The 16,489-nt window shown below is 62.6% G+C and carries 12 protein-coding genes and 1 pseudogene; 8 read left to right on the top strand and 5 right to left on the bottom strand.

Features of this window, described 5'->3' with window-relative positions; all coding sequences use genetic code 11:
- Window positions 1–64 precede the first annotated feature (64 nt).
- Together OHD62_RS02595 and phnN are read left to right on the top strand one after the other, a co-directional pair.
- Window positions 65–1,204: an alpha-D-ribose 1-methylphosphonate 5-triphosphate diphosphatase gene (locus tag OHD62_RS02595; RefSeq protein WP_263780727.1), complete on the top strand. Its 1,140-nt coding sequence runs from the start codon at window positions 65–67 to the stop codon at window positions 1,202–1,204.
- Entirely contained in the window at window positions 1,201–1,830 is a 630-nt protein-coding gene (gene phnN / locus OHD62_RS02590; protein ID WP_263780725.1) for a phosphonate metabolism protein/1,5-bisphosphokinase (PRPP-forming) PhnN, read from the top strand. The genes OHD62_RS02595 and phnN overlap by 4 nt, the downstream gene beginning before the upstream one ends.
- Window positions 1,831–1,935: 105 nt before the next feature.
- Here phnN and OHD62_RS02585 read toward each other — a convergent pair whose 3' ends face one another.
- From OHD62_RS02585 to OHD62_RS02575, 3 genes are all read right to left on the bottom strand, one after another.
- A complete protein-coding gene (locus OHD62_RS02585) occupies window positions 1,936–2,931 on the bottom strand; it encodes an ABC transporter permease (RefSeq protein ID WP_263780724.1) in 996 nt (331 codons plus the stop codon).
- Between the two features lie 75 nt (window positions 2,932–3,006).
- Window positions 3,007–4,551 carry a sugar ABC transporter ATP-binding protein gene (locus OHD62_RS02580; RefSeq protein WP_263780723.1) on the bottom strand — a complete coding sequence of 515 codons (1,545 nt, stop codon included), beginning with the start codon at window positions 4,549–4,551 and terminating at the stop codon, window positions 3,007–3,009.
- 122 nt (window positions 4,552–4,673) lie between these two features.
- Window positions 4,674–5,636, bottom strand: a complete 963-nt coding sequence (locus tag OHD62_RS02575; protein ID WP_263780722.1) for a sugar-binding protein — start codon at window positions 5,634–5,636, stop codon at window positions 4,674–4,676.
- Between the two features lie 570 nt (window positions 5,637–6,206).
- Between OHD62_RS02575 and OHD62_RS02570 the strand changes: the two genes are divergently transcribed.
- Both OHD62_RS02570 and OHD62_RS02565 read left to right on the top strand, forming a co-directional pair.
- The gene (locus OHD62_RS02570) at window positions 6,207–7,307 is read left to right on the top strand and encodes a LacI family DNA-binding transcriptional regulator (RefSeq protein WP_263780721.1); all 1,101 of its coding nucleotides are present in this window, start codon (window positions 6,207–6,209) and stop codon (window positions 7,305–7,307) included.
- 293 nt (window positions 7,308–7,600) lie between these two features.
- On the top strand, window positions 7,601–7,846 hold the full coding sequence (locus OHD62_RS02565) for a hypothetical protein (protein WP_263780720.1): 246 nt from the start codon (window positions 7,601–7,603) through the stop codon (window positions 7,844–7,846).
- A gap of 1,368 nt (window positions 7,847–9,214) precedes the next feature.
- On the opposite strand, the gene OHD62_RS02560 is transcribed toward OHD62_RS02565, so the two are convergent.
- On the bottom strand, window positions 9,215–9,745 hold the full coding sequence (locus OHD62_RS02560; protein ID WP_263780719.1) for a dihydrofolate reductase family protein: 531 nt from the start codon (window positions 9,743–9,745) through the stop codon (window positions 9,215–9,217).
- Window positions 9,746–9,853: 108 nt separating this feature from the next.
- Here OHD62_RS02560 and OHD62_RS35675 point away from each other — a divergent pair.
- From OHD62_RS35675 to OHD62_RS02545, 4 genes and pseudogenes are all read left to right on the top strand, one after another.
- Window positions 9,854–9,937, top strand: a pseudogene (locus OHD62_RS35675) (transcriptional regulator); the annotation flags it as partial.
- A gap of 263 nt (window positions 9,938–10,200) precedes the next feature.
- On the top strand, window positions 10,201–11,457 hold the full coding sequence (locus OHD62_RS02555; protein WP_263780718.1) for a flavin-containing monooxygenase: 1,257 nt from the start codon (window positions 10,201–10,203) through the stop codon (window positions 11,455–11,457).
- A 386-nt stretch (window positions 11,458–11,843) separates the two neighbouring features.
- The gene (locus OHD62_RS02550) at window positions 11,844–13,589 is read left to right on the top strand and encodes an adenylate/guanylate cyclase domain-containing protein (RefSeq protein WP_263780717.1); all 1,746 of its coding nucleotides are present in this window, start codon (window positions 11,844–11,846) and stop codon (window positions 13,587–13,589) included.
- A 317-nt stretch (window positions 13,590–13,906) separates the two neighbouring features.
- Window positions 13,907–14,053 (top strand): hypothetical protein, encoded by a 147-nt coding sequence (locus tag OHD62_RS02545; RefSeq protein WP_263780716.1) that lies wholly within the window; start codon window positions 13,907–13,909, stop codon window positions 14,051–14,053.
- 22 nt (window positions 14,054–14,075) lie between these two features.
- Here the strand turns inward: OHD62_RS02545 and OHD62_RS02540 are convergent, their stop codons facing one another.
- The gene (locus OHD62_RS02540; RefSeq protein ID WP_263780715.1) at window positions 14,076–15,947 is read right to left on the bottom strand and encodes an adenylate/guanylate cyclase domain-containing protein; all 1,872 of its coding nucleotides are present in this window, start codon (window positions 15,945–15,947) and stop codon (window positions 14,076–14,078) included.
- Between the last annotated feature and the right edge of the window lie 542 nt (window positions 15,948–16,489).

Below are 16,489 nucleotides of genomic sequence, written 5' to 3'. Positions count from 1 at the left end.
AACCGCATTTGTACGACGCCAATTGCTGTCAATTGGCTGAAAAATGCTCCAAGGACTGCCTGAAATGACTGCCGAAACCGTTTTGAACAATGCCCGCATCGTGCTTGCCGACGAGATCGTCGAGGGTTCGCTGGTGCTGCGCGACGGCCTGATCGCCGGCATCGAACCCGGCGCCAGCCAAATTGGCGAGGACATGGGCGGCGACTATATCATCCCCGGGCTGGTCGAGCTTCACACCGACCATCTCGAAGGCCATTACGCGCCGCGGCCGAAAGTGCGCTGGAACCCGATCGCCGCGGTGCTTGCCCATGACGCGCAGGTGGCGACCGCCGGCATCACCACCGTGCTCGACGCCTTGCGCGTGGGCATGGATGAGGATGCCGACCTGACCTCCGCCGACATCCGCAAGCTGGCCGACGCGATCGAGGACAGCGTCGCGCAGGATCGGCTCAGAGCCGATCATTTCATCCATCTGCGCTGCGAGGTTTCGGCGCCGGATTGCCTCAGGGCTTTCGCCAATTTCGAGGGCGACGAGAGGGTGAAGCTGGCATCGCTGATGGACCATGCGCCGGGCCAGCGCCAGTTCGTCAATCTCGAGACCTATGCCTATTACTACCAGCGCAAGCTGAAGCTGACGGATCGCGACTTCCAGAAATTCTGCGAAAAGCGGATGGCGGAATCGGCGATGAACTCCGGCCCGAACCGCGTCTTCATCGCAGCCTCCTGCCATGAGCGCGGCATCGTGCTGGCGAGCCATGACGACGCCACGACAGGCCATGTCGACGAGGCGATCGAGCAAGGCGTGCGCGTCGCCGAATTCCCGACCACCGAGGAAGCGGCAAGAGCCTCCAAACAGGCCGGGCTCGGCGTGCTGATGGGCGCGCCGAACGTCATGCGCGGCGCCTCGCATTCGGGCAATGTCTCGGCCCGCACGCTGGCTGGCGACGGGCTGCTCGACATCCTGTCGTCCGATTACATTCCCTTCAGCCTGATCCAGTCTGCCTTCTTCCTCGGCGATGTGGTCGAGGGCATATCCTTGCCGCAAGCGGTGGCGATGGTGTCAAAGAACCCGGCCGAGGCGGTCGGCCTCAGCGATCGCGGCGTCATCGAACCCGGCCGGCGCGCCGACCTGGTGCGCGTGCGTGTCGATGACCATGTGCCAGTCGTGCGCACCGTCTGGCGGCAGGGTCGGCGCGTCGCGTGATGGTGTCGGCATTGATCGAGCGTGAATTGTCGGCCGAGGCGTTTCCGATCCGCGAAGGTGTGTTCGTCGCCGTCGTCGGGCCGAGCGGCGCCGGCAAGGATACTGTGATCGGCTATGCCCGCGCCCTGTTTGCCGACGAAAGCCGGCTGGAGTTCGTGCGCCGGGTCATTACCCGGCCGAGCGACGCCGCGAGCGAAGATCACGACACGCTGGCCGACGTGGCCTTTGCCGAGGCCGAGGCCGACGGCGCCTTCGCCATTTCCTGGGAGGCGCATGGCTTGCACTATGGCATTCCAGCCGAGGTCGACAGTTCGGTTGCCAATGGGCGCGTTGCCATTGCCAATGTGTCGCGCGCCGTCATCCCGAAGCTGCGCGAACGCTACGCCAATTTGGCGGTCGTCGAGATCACCGCGTCGCCGGAAATCCTGGCCGAGCGGCTGGCCATGCGCGGCCGCGAGTCGCGCGGCGAAGTGCTGGCGCGGCTTTCGCGCAGCGCCAATGTGGCCTTGTCCGGTCCAGGCATCACCTCGATCGACAATAGCGGGCCGCGCGAGGCCGCCGGCGAGCGTTTCGCCGAAGTGCTGCGCAAGGCGATGGCCTTTTCGGATATGTCCGGCTTGATTTGATTACCTCTCCCTTGGGAGCCGGGTTCGGGTGCGAAGAACTTGTTCTTGAGAACCTCACCCTGGACCTGCGGTCCGACCCTCCCCACAAGAGGAGGGTAAAGGCGGCTACTCCGCAGGCGCACCGGCCGCGCCCTTGCGGGTGGCGTCGAGCATCAGTCGCCGCGCGCGGAACACGCCCCATTGCTGGTCGACCAGCACGCCGATCAGGATCACCCCGCCCATCACAGCGAAGTTGAGCGAGGAGGGGATACCGAGCAAATTGACGAGGTTCTGCAGCTCCTGCAGCAGCACGGTACCAAGGAGGACGCCGATCAGCGAGCCTTCGCCGCCGCGCAGCGAAAAGCCGCCGAGCACGGCGGCGGCAATGGCGTAGAGTTCGTAGAACTGGCCGTGGCTGGCCGGCGAGATCGAGCGCGTGTACATGGCGAAATAGATCGCCGACAGCGCCGTCAGCACGCCGCAGATGACGTAGGCCGCCATGACGACGCGGCCGGTGCGGATGCCGGAATATTTAGCTGCTTCCTCGTTCTTGCCGATGGCATAGAGATAACGCCCGAACACCGAACGGTGCAGCACGACCCACATGACGATGGAAATGACGATGAGCGCGATGAAGCTGTTCGGCACGCCATAGCTGCGACCGGCGGTCAGGAATTCCAGTTCGGGAAAATTCTGGCCGAAGGCAAAGCCCGCCGTGCCGTCGGCGGTGTAGAAGCGCGCCACGCCGCGATAGATCAGCAGGCCGCACAGCGTCACCACGAAAGGCTGCAGCTTCAGCCGGGTGATCAGCCAGCCATGCACCAGGCCGATGATGGCGCCGAGCACGATGATCAGCACGAAGGCCAGTGGCCAGTCCATCTCGCGCACGGCGATAAAGTCGATGAACAGCGTACCGAGCAGCGCGACCACCGATCCGACCGACAATTCGATGCCGCCGGTGATGATGACGAAGGCCTGGCCGATCGAAAGTATGCCGAACAGGCCGATCAGGTTCGAGGTGTTGGCCAGGTTGATCGGCAGGAGGAAGCGCGGGTTGATGATCGCTACCACCGCTCCCACCACCAGGATCAGGATCAGCAGGCCAAGATCTTTCTTGCTCATCATTATCCCTCCCCTAAGCAGGTTCCGCAAAAGTGTTCCGCGGTTTTGCGATCAGAACCTGCGGCAAAACTAAACCTATTTCGGCTTCTTGCCGACGGCCAGCAGCAGCACGTTCTCTTGGCTGAAGTCGTCCTTGTCGAGAATGCCCGAGATCTGGCCCTCATGCATGACGGCGATGCGGTCCGAGACACCGATCACCTCCTCCATGTCGCTGGAGATCATCAGCACGGCGACGCCGGCATCGGCCAGCGCCCGCATCAGCCCGTAGATCTCGGCCTTGGCGCCGATGTCGATACCGCGCGTCGGCTCGTCGAGGATCATGACCTTGGGGTTCATCGCCAGCCATTTGGCGAGCACGACTTTTTGCTGGTTGCCGCCCGACAGCGTGCCGGTGCGCGTCGCCACCGACGGCGCCTTGATGCCGAGATTGCTTTTCTGTTTCTCGGCGGTAGCGGCCTCGGCACTGGCCGAGACCAGCTGATGTCTTGCATGCGCCGGCAGATTGGGCAGGGAAATATTCTCAGCGATCGACAGGTCGAGAAGAACGCCGGTCAGCTTGCGGTCCTCGGGGACGAGGAAGATGCCATTGGCCACGGCGTCGGCGGCCGATCCCAGCGCCAGTTCCTGTCCGTCCAGCTTAATGTTGCCGCCAAAGCGCTCGTCGATGCCGAACAGAACGCGCGCCAGCTCGGTCCGGCCGGAGCCGACCAGGCCGGCCAGCCCGAGAATTTCGCCATGCCTGACGTCGAGATCGACGGGCCGGTCGGGATAGGCGCCGGTGCGTACCGCCTTGGCCGACAGCGCGACGGAGCCGGGCGCATGCGCCGCCTCTGAGGCCTTCTCGCGCTCCTTGAGCATGCGCCCGATCATCAGCTTGACCATCTGGTCGTGATTGATGGCGCTTTTCGGCAAGGTACCGGCCAACATGCCGTCCCTCAGCACGACGACGCGATCGGCGACCCGCTCGACCTCGTGCAGACGGTGCGAGATGAAGATGACGCTGATGCCTTCGGCCTTCAACGCCTTGATGACATCGAGCAGCTTGTCGGTCTCGGCAAGTGGCAGGCTGGAGGTTGGCTCGTCGAGGATGACCAGCCGCGCCCTGATCGACAGCGCCTTGGCGATCTCGACCATTTGCTGCTGGGCAAGCGACAGGGCCGAGACCGGCGTGTCGGCCGAGAAATTGGCGCCCACGCGTTTGAGCAAGGGCGCCACCTGCGTGCGCAGTTTTGGGCGGTCGACGAGCTTGAGCGGGCCACCGCGCAGCGGCTCGCGGCCGAAGAAGATGTTGGCGGCAACGTCGAGATTGTCGAACAAATTGAGTTCCTGGTGGACGAAGGCGATGCCGGAACCGAGGCTGCCTTCGACGGTCAGCCCGTCATGCGCGACGCCGTCGACCGTGATGGTGCCGCTGTCCGGCCGCGTCACGCCGCCGAGGATCTTCATCAGCGTCGATTTGCCGGCGCCGTTTTCGCCGACCAGGCCGATGACCTCGCCGGGCCTGACCTCCATCGAGAAGCCGTCCAGCGCCACCACGCCGGGATAGGTCTTGCGCACGCCCTCCAGGCTCAGGAACGGAGCGGTCGTCGCTGCAACGATGGTTGTGTCGGAATAATTCATCACGCCTGACAGCAGCCGGTAGGCCCCAAAACGAGCCCTTGTGCAGACTGACGGGCCTCGCGAGGCCCGTCAATACGAACGCCGGCTCAGGGCGGACCGTGAGCCGGCGCAACTGCTTTGTCTTACTTGCCCGCCATCGTCTTGAGTTCCGCGGCGTAGGCGTCGACATCGTCCTTGCCGATGATCTTGGTCGGGATGATGATCAGCCCGTCGGCCGGAATGCCCGACTTGTCGCCCTTGAGATAGGCGGCCATCAGCTTCATGCCCTGATAGGCCCATTCGAAGGGCTGCTGCACGACGGTGGCAGCGACCGTGCCTTCCTTGACGCCGCCCAAAGTGATCGGGTCGTCGTCGAAACCGACGACGGTGATCTGGCCAAGCTTGCCGGCATCGCGCAGCGCTTCATAGATGCGCGGCGTGTTGTAGGAGTAGAAGCCGACCATGCAGGTGACGTCGGGGCTGGCGACCAGCGCGTCCTCGACATTCTTCTTGGCGCGGGCCTGGTCGATATCGTCGCCGCGCACGTCGACCAGTTCGATCTTGGTGCCGGCGAGCCCGGCCTTCATGCCCTCGATGCGTTCCTTGGCATTGTCGGCGCCGAGCAGGCCGACGAAGCCGAGACACTTGCCGCCGTCGGGCATCGCCTTCTTGGCGATCTCGGCCGCCTGCTTGCCGGCATCGACATTGGACGAGCCGATATAGGCGACGCGCTTGGTCTGCGGGGCGTCGCTGTCGGTGGTGAACAGCGCCGTTTCCGAAGCGATCTTGTTCAGCCCGTCGGTCGAGGTCTTGGGATCGACGGCCGACACCATGATCCCCTTGACGCCTGCGGTCACCAGGTCGTCCATCAGCCGCTGCTGGATGGCGACCGACGACTGCTCGGGATATTTGAGCTCAAGATTATAGTCGGGCAATTCGCCCTGCGCCTTCTTCACGCCGGCTTCCGCCGCCTTCCAGAAGTCGGACGCGCCGTTGACGACGAAGGCCAGCGTCGGCTTGTCTTGGGCGCGCGCGATTGCGCTCACCGACAGGCCAAGCAGCAGAGCCGCCGCGGCGACGGATGCAGTTCGCATTACAGATTTCATGTTCAACCTCCCATTTGGCACAGTCATTTCTGATTTGACTTGTCGATTGCGGCTTGGACGCCTCCTCCTCAAGGGTTGCGGCAGCGAAAGAACCGCACCAGCCGCGATCGAAACTCTAGACACACATTTGGCGTTCGTAAATAGTCCGATTTGTCTGACATTTTCGTGATTGTGTGGCGCCCCTCCCCGGCCTTGGCCGGCCGCTTCGGCACGTCACACTGTGGTTTGCAGCGTCCTCCTCGACCCCGAGACGGACATGCGAATTGACATTAGACCGCTTGCGGCTACTAGTAAATAACTATTAGTTATGAGATGGAAATCGTCCGCTGGGCGCGAGCAGCGGAATCGTAAGGGGGGAGAACACTGGCGATCGGCTGAGCTGCCGCAGCGCAGCAAAATTGCGGATAAACGTGTAGGCCTTGTTAGCCCGTGACGGCCAGCGTACGGTTAGCGCCACCCACTAATAATGATCAACACGCTGCATTCTCCATAAATGCGTCACGCCGGGCCGTCTTGCCGTCGCGTGTGGCCTTTGCTTAAGAACAGGCCGGGATTGGGAAACATGCTGCCATGAGCGAACCGACGGATGCCCTCGAAGCCACCAGGCGGCGCAAGCCGGCGGGCAAGAATCCGAAGGGCCGAGTCACCATGACCGACATCGCCAGGGCCGCCGGCTGCTCGCAGGCGACGGTCTCCTTCGTGCTCAACAATACGCCAGGCATCAGGCTGTCGCAGCAGACCCGCGAACGGGTGATCGAGGCCGCGCGGGCTCTCGGCTATGCGCCTCCCGCCTTTTCGGCGCTGCGTGCCCCCGTCGCGCCGTTCGAAGGATTGGACGGGGTTATCGGCTTCGCCGTCGACCAACTGGCGACCAGCCCCGAGGCGGTGGTCGCCATCGAGGGAGCACGCCAGGCTTCATGGAATGCTGGCAACGTACTGCTGGTTGCTCAGACGATGGGCGATGCCGTCATGGAACCGCGCGCCATCGCGGCGTTGGCCAAGCGGGGCATTTCGGCGCTGATCTACATGACCATCTTCACCCGTGAGATATCGGCCCCCGATTTTCTCTACGGCCTCGATATCCCGGTCATCCTGCTCAATTGCTATACGTCGGACTATGCCTTCCCCGCCGTGGTGCCGAGCGAGATCGCCGGCGGGCAGAGTTCGACCCGGCATCTGATCGGCCATGGCCACCGGCGCATCGCCACCATCACCGGCGAGCCCTGGATGCAGGCGGCGCAGGACCGGCTGAAGGGCTACCGCCGGGCGCTCGCCACCGCCGACATCCCGTTTGATCCGGAACTGGTGGTCGAAGGCGACTGGTCGGCAAGTGCGGGCTATGCGGCGACGGTCAAGCTGCTCGCGCTGAAGGACCGGCCGACCGCCATCTTCTGCCAGAACGACCGCACCGCCATCGGCTGCTACGAGGCGCTGAAGGAGGCCGGCCTGCACATTCCACAAGACATCTCGGTCGTCGGCTATGATGACGAGGAGATCGCCCGCCATCTCTTCCCGCCTTTGACGACATCGATCCTGCCGCATATGGCGATGGGGCAGTGGGCGATCGAGCAGCTCGAGGTACCCGCGCCACCAGGCCGGGGCCGCTACCCCATCACCAAGCTCGAATGCCCGCTGGTCGAGCGGGACTCGGTTGGGACCGTGGCGGAATGACTGCGCATTCGCAAGGCTGGCAACCGGCTGAGGCCCTGCATCCACCCGCGCTGAATTGCGAAGTTGCTGTTGGATCGCCTTGGCGATTCTAGGCGAGACCCGGCTGCAAACGGCATCATCCTGTTCTCATCGTCTGGCAGCTCTCGTGGCTTCCTGGCGCAAGTTTTGCCGATTGGCATACGGTTCGCGCCGCTCTGGCTGTGGCAAAACCCTGAATCCAAGGGAACAATCGAAACAATCACGGTGGACCCTACGCCAGATCCGCAGCGGCAATTCGCTAGGAGTAGATTGCAATGACTTCCCAGCATCGCCCTGGCCCACCGCGCGACGTTCTCGTTCTCGATCCGAGTCGCCCGACGACAATCCGGGCGGCCGATCAACTGAGCAAGGCCGGCTACACGCCGTTCGAGGGGATGAGCGCATCCTTCTTTCTCGAGTGCGTATTTCTGCGCGGGCAGGACGTGTCAGAGTATGAAGTATCCGGGAAATCTGGTCTCGCCGGCAAAGCGCGAGGTCTTGTCGTCATGGCAGAAAGGTGAATTATTTTATTGCAAGGGAAATCGCTTTCGTCACCGGCGCGAGTTCAGGCCCTGCAAGGCGATGGCAGCTCTGAAGCCCCCTCCGGCTCCAAATAACTCTCGATCCAGCCTCACTTGCCGGGACCTACCCCTACGGCATTTTTGTCACAGATCGATTCAGATCAGCTTATCCACAGCGAATGATATTGCTTCAGTGTTTTCGCTATCGCTAATGTACCGTCCATTGTGTGCCTGACGGACGGGGTATTGGGGCAGACACGCAAAGGCCGCCGTCTGTGACAAACGGCGGCGGCCTATCAATTTTCTCGCAGGCCTGCCAGGGCCGCGGCCTGCCGGCCATGGCCCGCGCAGCAAGCCGCGAAGTGTCGACGGCGGACGCAGCACCAACGATGGGCGGGTAGAGCTAGCGGGCCTGCTTCATGAAATCGTGGCGACGTGCGCGAACATGTGCCAGCAAGTTCGTTTCGTTGATAACCCCGGCTTGAAAGAGGGTCAGCGTGGTCGAGGCCAGAATCTCACCATCTATCGAGGTGCTGTACCATTTGGCGTCAGCGGTTACCTGGTCGATTACCCTTTTGCACATCGCGCGGTCTTCAGGTCTCAGAGTCTTTCCCCCTGTTTCATGATGTAGTCGCGAAAGACAAACACTCGTTTCCGCGGCTTACGGCAAGCCCAAGGGCGGAGCAGCGGCCCGGCTCCTGTCAAACAGTATGGAGCCGGGCCTTACCGGAGGGCTTTGCGGGGGGCTCCGGCTGGCGAAGATGTATGCGTTAAAGCTAATATCAGCGAAGCATGCAAACGAAGGAAGGCGGAGCCCTGCGTTTTGCGGTGTCACTGACATCATGGCAAAACGGCGCGCCCTGGAATATCCGAAGCTTGGTCGGCCCACCGAAACGCGCTGTTAACATCGTTTGCGCGTGACAGGATGCCGGCCGCAGTTCCAAAGTGTAGGATGCTGCCCGCTGTCAGCCGCGGAGGCGGAAATGAATCTCCTTCGAATTGCGATCTTGTGCACGGCCATGATCGGCCTGGCAGGAATGCCGGTCGTTCGCGCCGAGGATCAGCCTGTTCCGCCGGTCAATGTCGACCCGAACGGTGCAGCAACGCCAGAGCAGCCTCCCGTTCATTGCGAGGGACAAAACTGTCTCCCACCGGCCGAGAACCCTGTCCAGGAGTGCAAGGGGCAAGATTGCACGCCGGCTCCACTAATTGAACAGACACCGGCCTGATCGAACAGGTCAAGTGAGCAGCATCAGCCTGGCCGCGGCTCGCAAGTGTTTCCTCGCGGAATCGCGAGGTGGAAACACTTAGCGGTTGAACCGGTCATGCGCCGCTCCCGCGGCGATTTCCACCCGGTGAGTCGCGGGATTAGGCAGGAACGTAGGTCAACCTGACCACATCATCGCCGATCCGATCATTGGTCATAAGGCGGAGCGGCGGCCGGGGCCTGGCGAAATATGGCTTGCCGTGACCAAGGACGACGGGGTGCAGATAGATTCGATACTCATCGATCAGGCCAAGCTCGGTGAGGCTTTGCGCCAAATTCGGGCCAGCAACTTCGATCTCCCCGTCGCGCTCGCCCTTCAGCTCGCGGATCGCGCCCTCAAGATCATCGTCAACAAGCCTGGCGTTGGGGCCGACCGACTTCAACGAGCGCGAGACGACCCATTTCGGCTGGTTCCGCCACGCCGCCGCGAAGGCGTGTCGTTCTGCATCCCATTCAGGATGATCGTCATCCCAGTAACGCATGATCTCATACATTTGGCGACCGTAGACACTGCCCGCCTGCCCCTGCGCCTCCTCGATGAAGTGGCGGAAGAGCGTGGGGCTTGGCCCAAACGCCATATGGTCGACGTAGCCGTCCAGGGACTGATTCATTCCGAACACGAGCTTGGCCATCCCCGCCTCCTTTCCTCACGCGCGCGTCTGCGCAGTTCTGATTGTGTTATGCAATCGGTTTTAAGTAGCTCGACTGATTTTATACTGCAATTGGTTTTTGGAGTGCGCATGAACGCCCAACGCTCGGGCTGCCCGATCAATTTGACTGTCGAGGTGTTGGGCAATCGCTGGAGCCTGATCGTCATCCGCGACCGAACACCGCTCCCTCCATGAGGACGAACTTCTTCCCCTACAGTCTAGCGTAACAGATCGTAGAAACTAGCGTAACAGATCGTAGAAAATTGTAGCCCCGGTGGAAATGGCGCGCCGGAAAGGATGAACCTGGGCACCGCTAAGTCATTGCGGGGACTTTATAATTTATGAAGCGCTTGTCATGCGTGCAAGCAACGCCGTGCTGAAAACGGGCCATTTACTGATTTCACAACGTACAATAGGGTGACATCAGAGGGGGCGGAATGACGAACGGAACGGACATTCTTGACGCCGTCGTCATCGGTGCCGGTTGGGCGGGGTTAGGCGTCAGTCATGCGCTCACGCAGCGCGGTTTGCGTCATAGAGTGCTGGAGCGAGGTCGCATCGGTGAGACCTGGCGGACCCAGCGCTGGGACTCCTTTCGGGTAAACACACCTAACAGCCAAACGGTCATGCCCGGGGATAGCTATGTCGGCCCCGATCCCGACGGTGCGATGACAAGCAGCGAGTTTGTCGCGCTGTTGGAGGACTATGCGGACCGGTATGGCCTCCCGGTGGAAACCGGTACGCCGGTGACCGACCTTGTTGCGAGCGACGGCCTGTACCGGCTGGCCATTCCGGGCGGCGCCGTGTGGGCGAGGAATGTGGTGATCGCCAGCAGCAACCAGAATTGCCCGACGCGCCCGACTTTCTCTGCCTTGTTGCCACCCGAAGTCCAACAGATTGATGCATCGGCCTACCGCAACGCATCTGCTCTCGACAGTGGAGCCGTGTTGGTGGTGGGTAGTGCCCAGTCGGGCGGCCAGATCGCCGAGGACTTGGTCCGGGCGGGGCGAACTGTGTTTCTTGCAACGGGCCGAGTCGGCCGGCTGCCGCGAATGTACCGAGGTCGTCACATCTCGGTCTGGATGGTTCTTACCGGACTGATAGATGTGACGCGGAGCGAAATCCTTCAACAGGGACCCATCCTAGGAAGGCCGCTGACAGGAGCGCTCCATACGATCAGCCTGCAGTCCCTCAGTGCGCAAGGCGTTGTCTTGCTGGGTCGGCTCACGGGCGTCGACGACGGCCGCCTCTCGTTCAGCGACGATGCGGAAGCGCATGTTCGCCTTGGAGACGAGGGCTCCGCTAGAATTCGAAACCAGATCGACGACTACATCGCGCGCAACGGGATCGATGCCCCCAGCGCTGAGCCGGATCCGGCCGAGGTGATTGCCGCGGTCCTGCCGAATCCAGCAATCCGATCACTTGACCTCGCCGCGCGAGGGATCACAACGGTGATCTGGTGCACCGGGTTCAGAGGGGATTTCGGCTGGGTGCGCGTTCCCAATGTGCTCGATGCACAAGGCCAGCCATTGTACGAGAACCGGTTCACGAGCGCCCCTGGCGTCTATTTTGCCGGCCTGCCTTTCGCGATCTCGCGGCGGTCGGGCACAATATTGGCAATCGCGGAGGAAGCAGCCCTGTTGGTCGAAGATATCCAGCGTCGTTTAGACGCCGCCTCCGACGTCCCGATTTAGTGATGCAGACTCTAAGCGAGTATATGCGCGCGTTCGTAGGGCATCTCGCTGTTACATCGCGGTGACAAAAACACCGCCACGGTGGCGTCAACCGGTTACCAAGGGCAGCGAATATCTCCGGCTTCTGGGAGTGGCGTGTCAGCGTCCCCAGAGGCTGCGTGGGCGCGTCGCCGGTTGGCTGTTAGCGCGGCGACTGGATCGCTCCACGCCTCGCAAGCGGGATAGCGAAATCTCGTGAAGGCAAGGTCAAGCTGCGTTCTTCGTTCTGAATCGGCGACGGGCGGCAGCTGGGAGAGATGGATGCCATGCACGTTGGGCGTCTGGAAGTTGGCGGGGCATGGGCGGCGCGAGGCAGCCCGCGCGCACGCGCCTGGCCGGGCGGTGCAATGACCGCGCAGCGCCGCCTCGCAGCGATCCTGGCTTGCGACGTGGTCGGCTATTCGCGCCTGATGGAGCGCGACGAGCGCGGCACGCTCGAGCGGCTCAAGACATACCGCAAGGACCTCCTCGAACCGCTGGTCTCTAAGCATCAGGGCCGGATCGTCAAGCTCACCGGCGACGGCATGCTGTGCGAGTTCGCGAGCGTCGTCAACGCGGTGACCTCGGCGATAGCGATCCAGCAGGCTTTGGCAGAACACGAGGCGGAGACGCCCGAGGAAGAGCGGATTCGCTTCCGCATTGGCGTCAATCTCGGCGACGTGGTCTGCGAGGAGGACGGCGACCTCTACGGCGACGGTGTCAACATCGCCGTCCGCCTCGAAAGCATCGCCGATCCCGGCGCCGTGGTCGTCTCGGGCACCGCCTACGACCACCTTCAGGGCAAGCTCGACGGCGGCTTCACGCCGCTCGGCGACCTGCGCCTCAAGAACATCGAGCGGCCTGTGCGCGCCTATCGCGTCGAGACCGACGCCAGCGCCTCGGTGGCTGCACCGCCTCCCCTGCCCGCGAAACCCTCGATCGCGGTTCTGCCTTTCACCAACATGAGCGGCGACCCCGACCAGGAATACTTCGCCGACGGACTGGTGGAGGACATCATCACGGGATTGAGCCGGGTGAACTCCTTCTTCGTGATCGCCCGCAACTCGTCCTTCACCTATAAGGGGCGGGCGGTGGACCTGCGCCAGGTCGGGCGCGAGCTGGGCGTCCGCTACGTGCTCGAAGGTAGCATCCGCAGAGCAGGATCGCGGGTGCGTATCAGCGGGCAGCTGGTGGACGCGATCAGTGGGCACCATGTCTGGACCGACCGTTTCGAGGGCGACGTGAGCGACATCTTCGACCTGCAGGACAAGGTGACCGAGAGCGTCGTCGGTGCGGTCGAGCCGAGCATCCGGCTGCAGGAGATCAAGCAAGCGCGCATGAAGCCGACCGACTACATCGGCGCCTACGACCTCTACCTTCGTGCGCTGCCGCGATTCTACAGCATGACGCGCGAAGGCTTCGCCGACGTGCGCCGGCTCACCAACGAGGCGCTCAGCATCGACCCAGGCTTCACCCTGGCGAAGGCACTCGGTGCCTATATCCGCAGCCTGTCCGTAAGTCAGTGCTGGCACGAGCCCGACGATATCCGCGTCGCCGTGCGCATGGCCCGCGAGGTGCTGGCGGACGCGCGAGACGACCCGACAAGCTTACGCTTCGCCGCGCAGGTGATCGCCTACAGCGCCAAGGATTACGAGACGGCGCTGGACACGATCGAACGGTCGTTGCTCCTGAACCCCAATTCGGCGCAGGGCTATACGGGCAGCGGCTGGGTGAACGCCCATTCCGGCCGCCCCCTCGTCGCGATCGAGCACTTCCACAGGGCAATGCGGCTGAGCCCGGTCGACCCCGAGAAGGGCATCGCGCTCTCCGGCATCGGGATGAGCTACCTGATGCTCGAACGCTACGAGGAAGCGCTGGCTTGGGGAGAACGAGCGCTGCGCGAGATGCCGAATTACGGCTCCTCGCACCGGGTGGTGATCATGGCGCTGGTCAAACTCAATCGCCCGGACGAAGCGCAGGCGGCGGCACGGCGGCTGATGGAGGCGTTCCCGACCTACACGCTCGGCCTGCAGAGGCAGATCAACCCGTGGCGGGACAAGGTATTCGCCGAGCGCTACGTCGAGGCGCTGGGTATTGCCGGCGTGCCGGAGTGATCGTCGCGTCGCCGCTGCCAGCGTAGAATCGGCGACTGCTGGTGTTCGCAGTTTTACACCGAAGTGGCGCGCCGGACGAGATGAAACTGGGCACTCCTATGTCATTGTTTCTCCTATATAATATCCGAAGGGCCAATCTGGTTCGGCGGCACTGCCCAATCGGCCCTTTAACCGTCACCAGGTCGGAGATAGGATGGCTGTGAACATTGTGCAGCCAGCACCTTCAACAATCGTCAAGACCTTCCCGCCACGCGGTCCAATGCAGCAGTTCCGATTTGCGGACAGCACTGCCTTCGGTCAAGCTCGGAGAAATCCTTGTGAAGCTCGCCGGCCTGGAGAACCCGCCGAAGCAGTTCGTGGCGGGCGGTAACGCCATATCAACGGTGGTCCCTGTTCTGGAGCAGCGCCTCACTGAGTTGCATGCCTATGAAGAGCTGTCCAAGTCCACGGGCGGATCGTTCTAAAACCGCGACGCTGACAGGAACGTCAGGCCGTCTCCGGGGCTTTGGCTCTCGCCAGGTCCTGCAGGAACTCTTCCATCAAGGGCTTGTCGCCGAACCGGCGATAAGCCCTTTCCGCTTCCAGCGAAAATGCCGGATGGGCCTCAACAAGGCTCGCCATGGTTGCCTGCGCCTTTTCAAGCTCTCCGCTTCCACCCTGCAACGCGGCTTGGATGAGAAGGCAATTCGCATCGCGGGGCGCTCTGACAAGACACTCGCTGATGACCGTGGCCGCCTCTTCGCGGCGGCCATCGGCATAAAGCGCCTGACCATGCACATAGGCATAGTATTCCGGTGCCATGGGGTGCAGTCGGCGCGCCCGCTCCGCATTGGCGACAGCGTCCGGATAGTCTCCGAACCGGACCTGCGCTTTGGCCAGCGCCATCATACTGTCGGGGTCGTTGGGGTTCAGTTCGACCGCGCGCTGCGCCGCCTGAAGTCCGCCGGAATAGTCCGCCTGCAGTGCGAGTCCGAAACTGATCACCTGATATCCAAAACCGAGATTGGGATCGAGCCGCACGGCCTGCCGCGCTTCGCTGAGGCCCAAATCCAGCTCGGGCGCGGCGGCCTGACCGCCGGGCCTTTGCGCCACTTCGGCGATATAGGTCAACGCCAGGCCTGCGCGGGCTGCGGCATAAGCAGGGTCCATTTCCAGGGCGCGCTGATACAGGCCACGGGCTTCGAGAATAGCGTGCTGGTCAGTGGCGCCGTGCCGGTAACGGCCTCGGGCCTGCAAAACGAGATCATAGGCCTGCAGATTATCCGTCGGCCGCAGCGCCGCCGCTGCCGCTTCGCTTCGGCCGATATAGGGCGCGAGCTGGGCAACGATTTCCGTGGTGAGTTCGCTCTGGACGGTGAAAACGTCGGCAACCTTCCTGTCGAAGCTGCGCGACCATAGGTGTGCCCCCGTCCCGACATCAATCAGCTGCGCCGAAACGCGGAGCTGGTCGCCTTCCCGGCGCGCGCTGCCTTCAACCACGTAATCAACGCCAAGCTTTGCCCCGAGCTTGCGTACATCCATCTCCTGACCGCGCACGGCATAAGTGGAATCGCGGGCGATGACCTGAAGCTCGGGATTACGGGCGAGCGCCGTGGTCACGTCCTCGGTCAGTCCGTCCGCAAAGTAAGGCTGGTCAACGCTGCCGCTCATGGTCGCGAACGGCATGACGGCAATCGAGGGTCTGGGGTCTTCACGGGTCTGGTCGAGAGAGAGTGCAGCCGGGATGCGGCTCACCATCGCTGCCAGCGGAAGAGGTGAAATCTGGGTGCCGATGAGAATGAGAGCGATGGCAGCAACGCCATAAGACCAGCGCGCCGCGCTGCCGCGCAGGACATGTGGCACCTGCCGCCAGATCGACCAGGGAGGGCCTGCTCGCCTCACGCGGTACACTTCAAGCATCTCGGGAATATTCTTGGCGCGCCTGCGGCCGACTCGGGCGAACCGATCGCCGCGATTGCGCTCGGCAGCCATCACCACAGCGCCGCTGACGAATATCTGACCGGGCTCGGTCATGGCCTCAAGCCGGGCCGCGACGTTCACCCCATCCCCATAGACATCCCCTTTGTCCTCGATGACATCACCGAGGTTGATGCCGATGCGCAGCTTAAAAGGCCCATCGTCAAAGCCCTGCTGGATGGCAAGCGCCGCATCAACGGCTTCGTTCACGCTCGGGAACATTGCAAGGAAGCCGTCACCCGTCGTTTTGAAGGTGGTTCCACCATGGCGGGCAACGGTGGGGTCGATCAGGTTGTCAAAGACGGTACGCAGCTCTGCATAAGTGGAAGACTCGTCCTCTGCCATCAGCCGGCTATAGCCGACGATGTCAGCGGCCATGATTGCCGCGAGCTTGCGTTGCATTTCAGTCTCCCAACGGAGTGGCCTGGCACGGGGCCGGGCACCGCTGACATATAGTGCGCCGCGATGATTCAGATTAGTCCCGCAATTCGGGATGCGGTTATCAATACAGCTCACAAATGCGTGAATATTGAGACTGGTCCGTCAGCGGTCGGTCCGACGGCATCTGCTTCGGCTGGAGCCGCCCGTCGCCTCACCCGATGACGGCGACGCGATACAGATGGGCAGCTTCTGCCTTGTATTCTAGAGCCTCGTTTCTCCGCGCAAGGGATCGTCACTCGCAGGAGCCGAGACGTGTGGCGGGTCGGAGCGATGCCGACCGCCCGGTCCGCGGCCATGAATAGTGAAGGAGCGCACGTCTGATGAGGGCGCGCAGATTGGGCAGCCGTTGGACTGGTGAGCGATTGGGATTACATTTGGCGCGCCGGACGAGATGAAAATGGGCACCACTATGTCATTGCCGCGCCTATTGATTTCCGAAATCGTCGCTCGGAATGGAAGGTTCGCCCTGCGCGCCATAAGCAGACGAAGAATGGAGCCCGGCA

This window comes from Mesorhizobium sp. YC-39 (assembly GCF_025753795.1).
GTDB lineage: Bacteria > Pseudomonadota > Alphaproteobacteria > Rhizobiales > Rhizobiaceae > Mesorhizobium.
Note: the sequence above shows the minus strand (reverse complement) of the source record. Positions and strands in the feature narration are given on the sequence as shown.

Excerpts from the sequence above, each read along its gene's own strand:
- OHD62_RS02595 (WP_263780727.1), top strand. The coding sequence starts at position 65 with ATGACTGCCGAAACCGTTTTGAACAATGCCCGCATCGTGCTTGCCGAC.
- OHD62_RS02585 (WP_263780724.1), bottom strand. The coding sequence starts at position 2,931 with ATGAGCAAGAAAGATCTTGGCCTGCTGATCCTGATCCTGGTGGTGGGA.
- OHD62_RS02580 (WP_263780723.1), bottom strand. The coding sequence starts at position 4,551 with ATGAATTATTCCGACACAACCATCGTTGCAGCGACGACCGCTCCGTTC.
- OHD62_RS02575 (WP_263780722.1), bottom strand. The coding sequence starts at position 5,636 with ATGAAATCTGTAATGCGAACTGCATCCGTCGCCGCGGCGGCTCTGCTG.
- OHD62_RS02570 (WP_263780721.1), top strand. The coding sequence starts at position 6,207 with ATGAGCGAACCGACGGATGCCCTCGAAGCCACCAGGCGGCGCAAGCCG.
- OHD62_RS02565 (WP_263780720.1), top strand. The coding sequence starts at position 7,601 with ATGACTTCCCAGCATCGCCCTGGCCCACCGCGCGACGTTCTCGTTCTC.
- OHD62_RS02560 (WP_263780719.1), bottom strand. The coding sequence starts at position 9,745 with ATGGCCAAGCTCGTGTTCGGAATGAATCAGTCCCTGGACGGCTACGTC.
- OHD62_RS02555 (WP_263780718.1), top strand. The coding sequence starts at position 10,201 with ATGACGAACGGAACGGACATTCTTGACGCCGTCGTCATCGGTGCCGGT.
- OHD62_RS02550 (WP_263780717.1), top strand. The coding sequence starts at position 11,844 with ATGACCGCGCAGCGCCGCCTCGCAGCGATCCTGGCTTGCGACGTGGTC.
- OHD62_RS02540 (WP_263780715.1), bottom strand. The coding sequence starts at position 15,947 with ATGCAACGCAAGCTCGCGGCAATCATGGCCGCTGACATCGTCGGCTAT.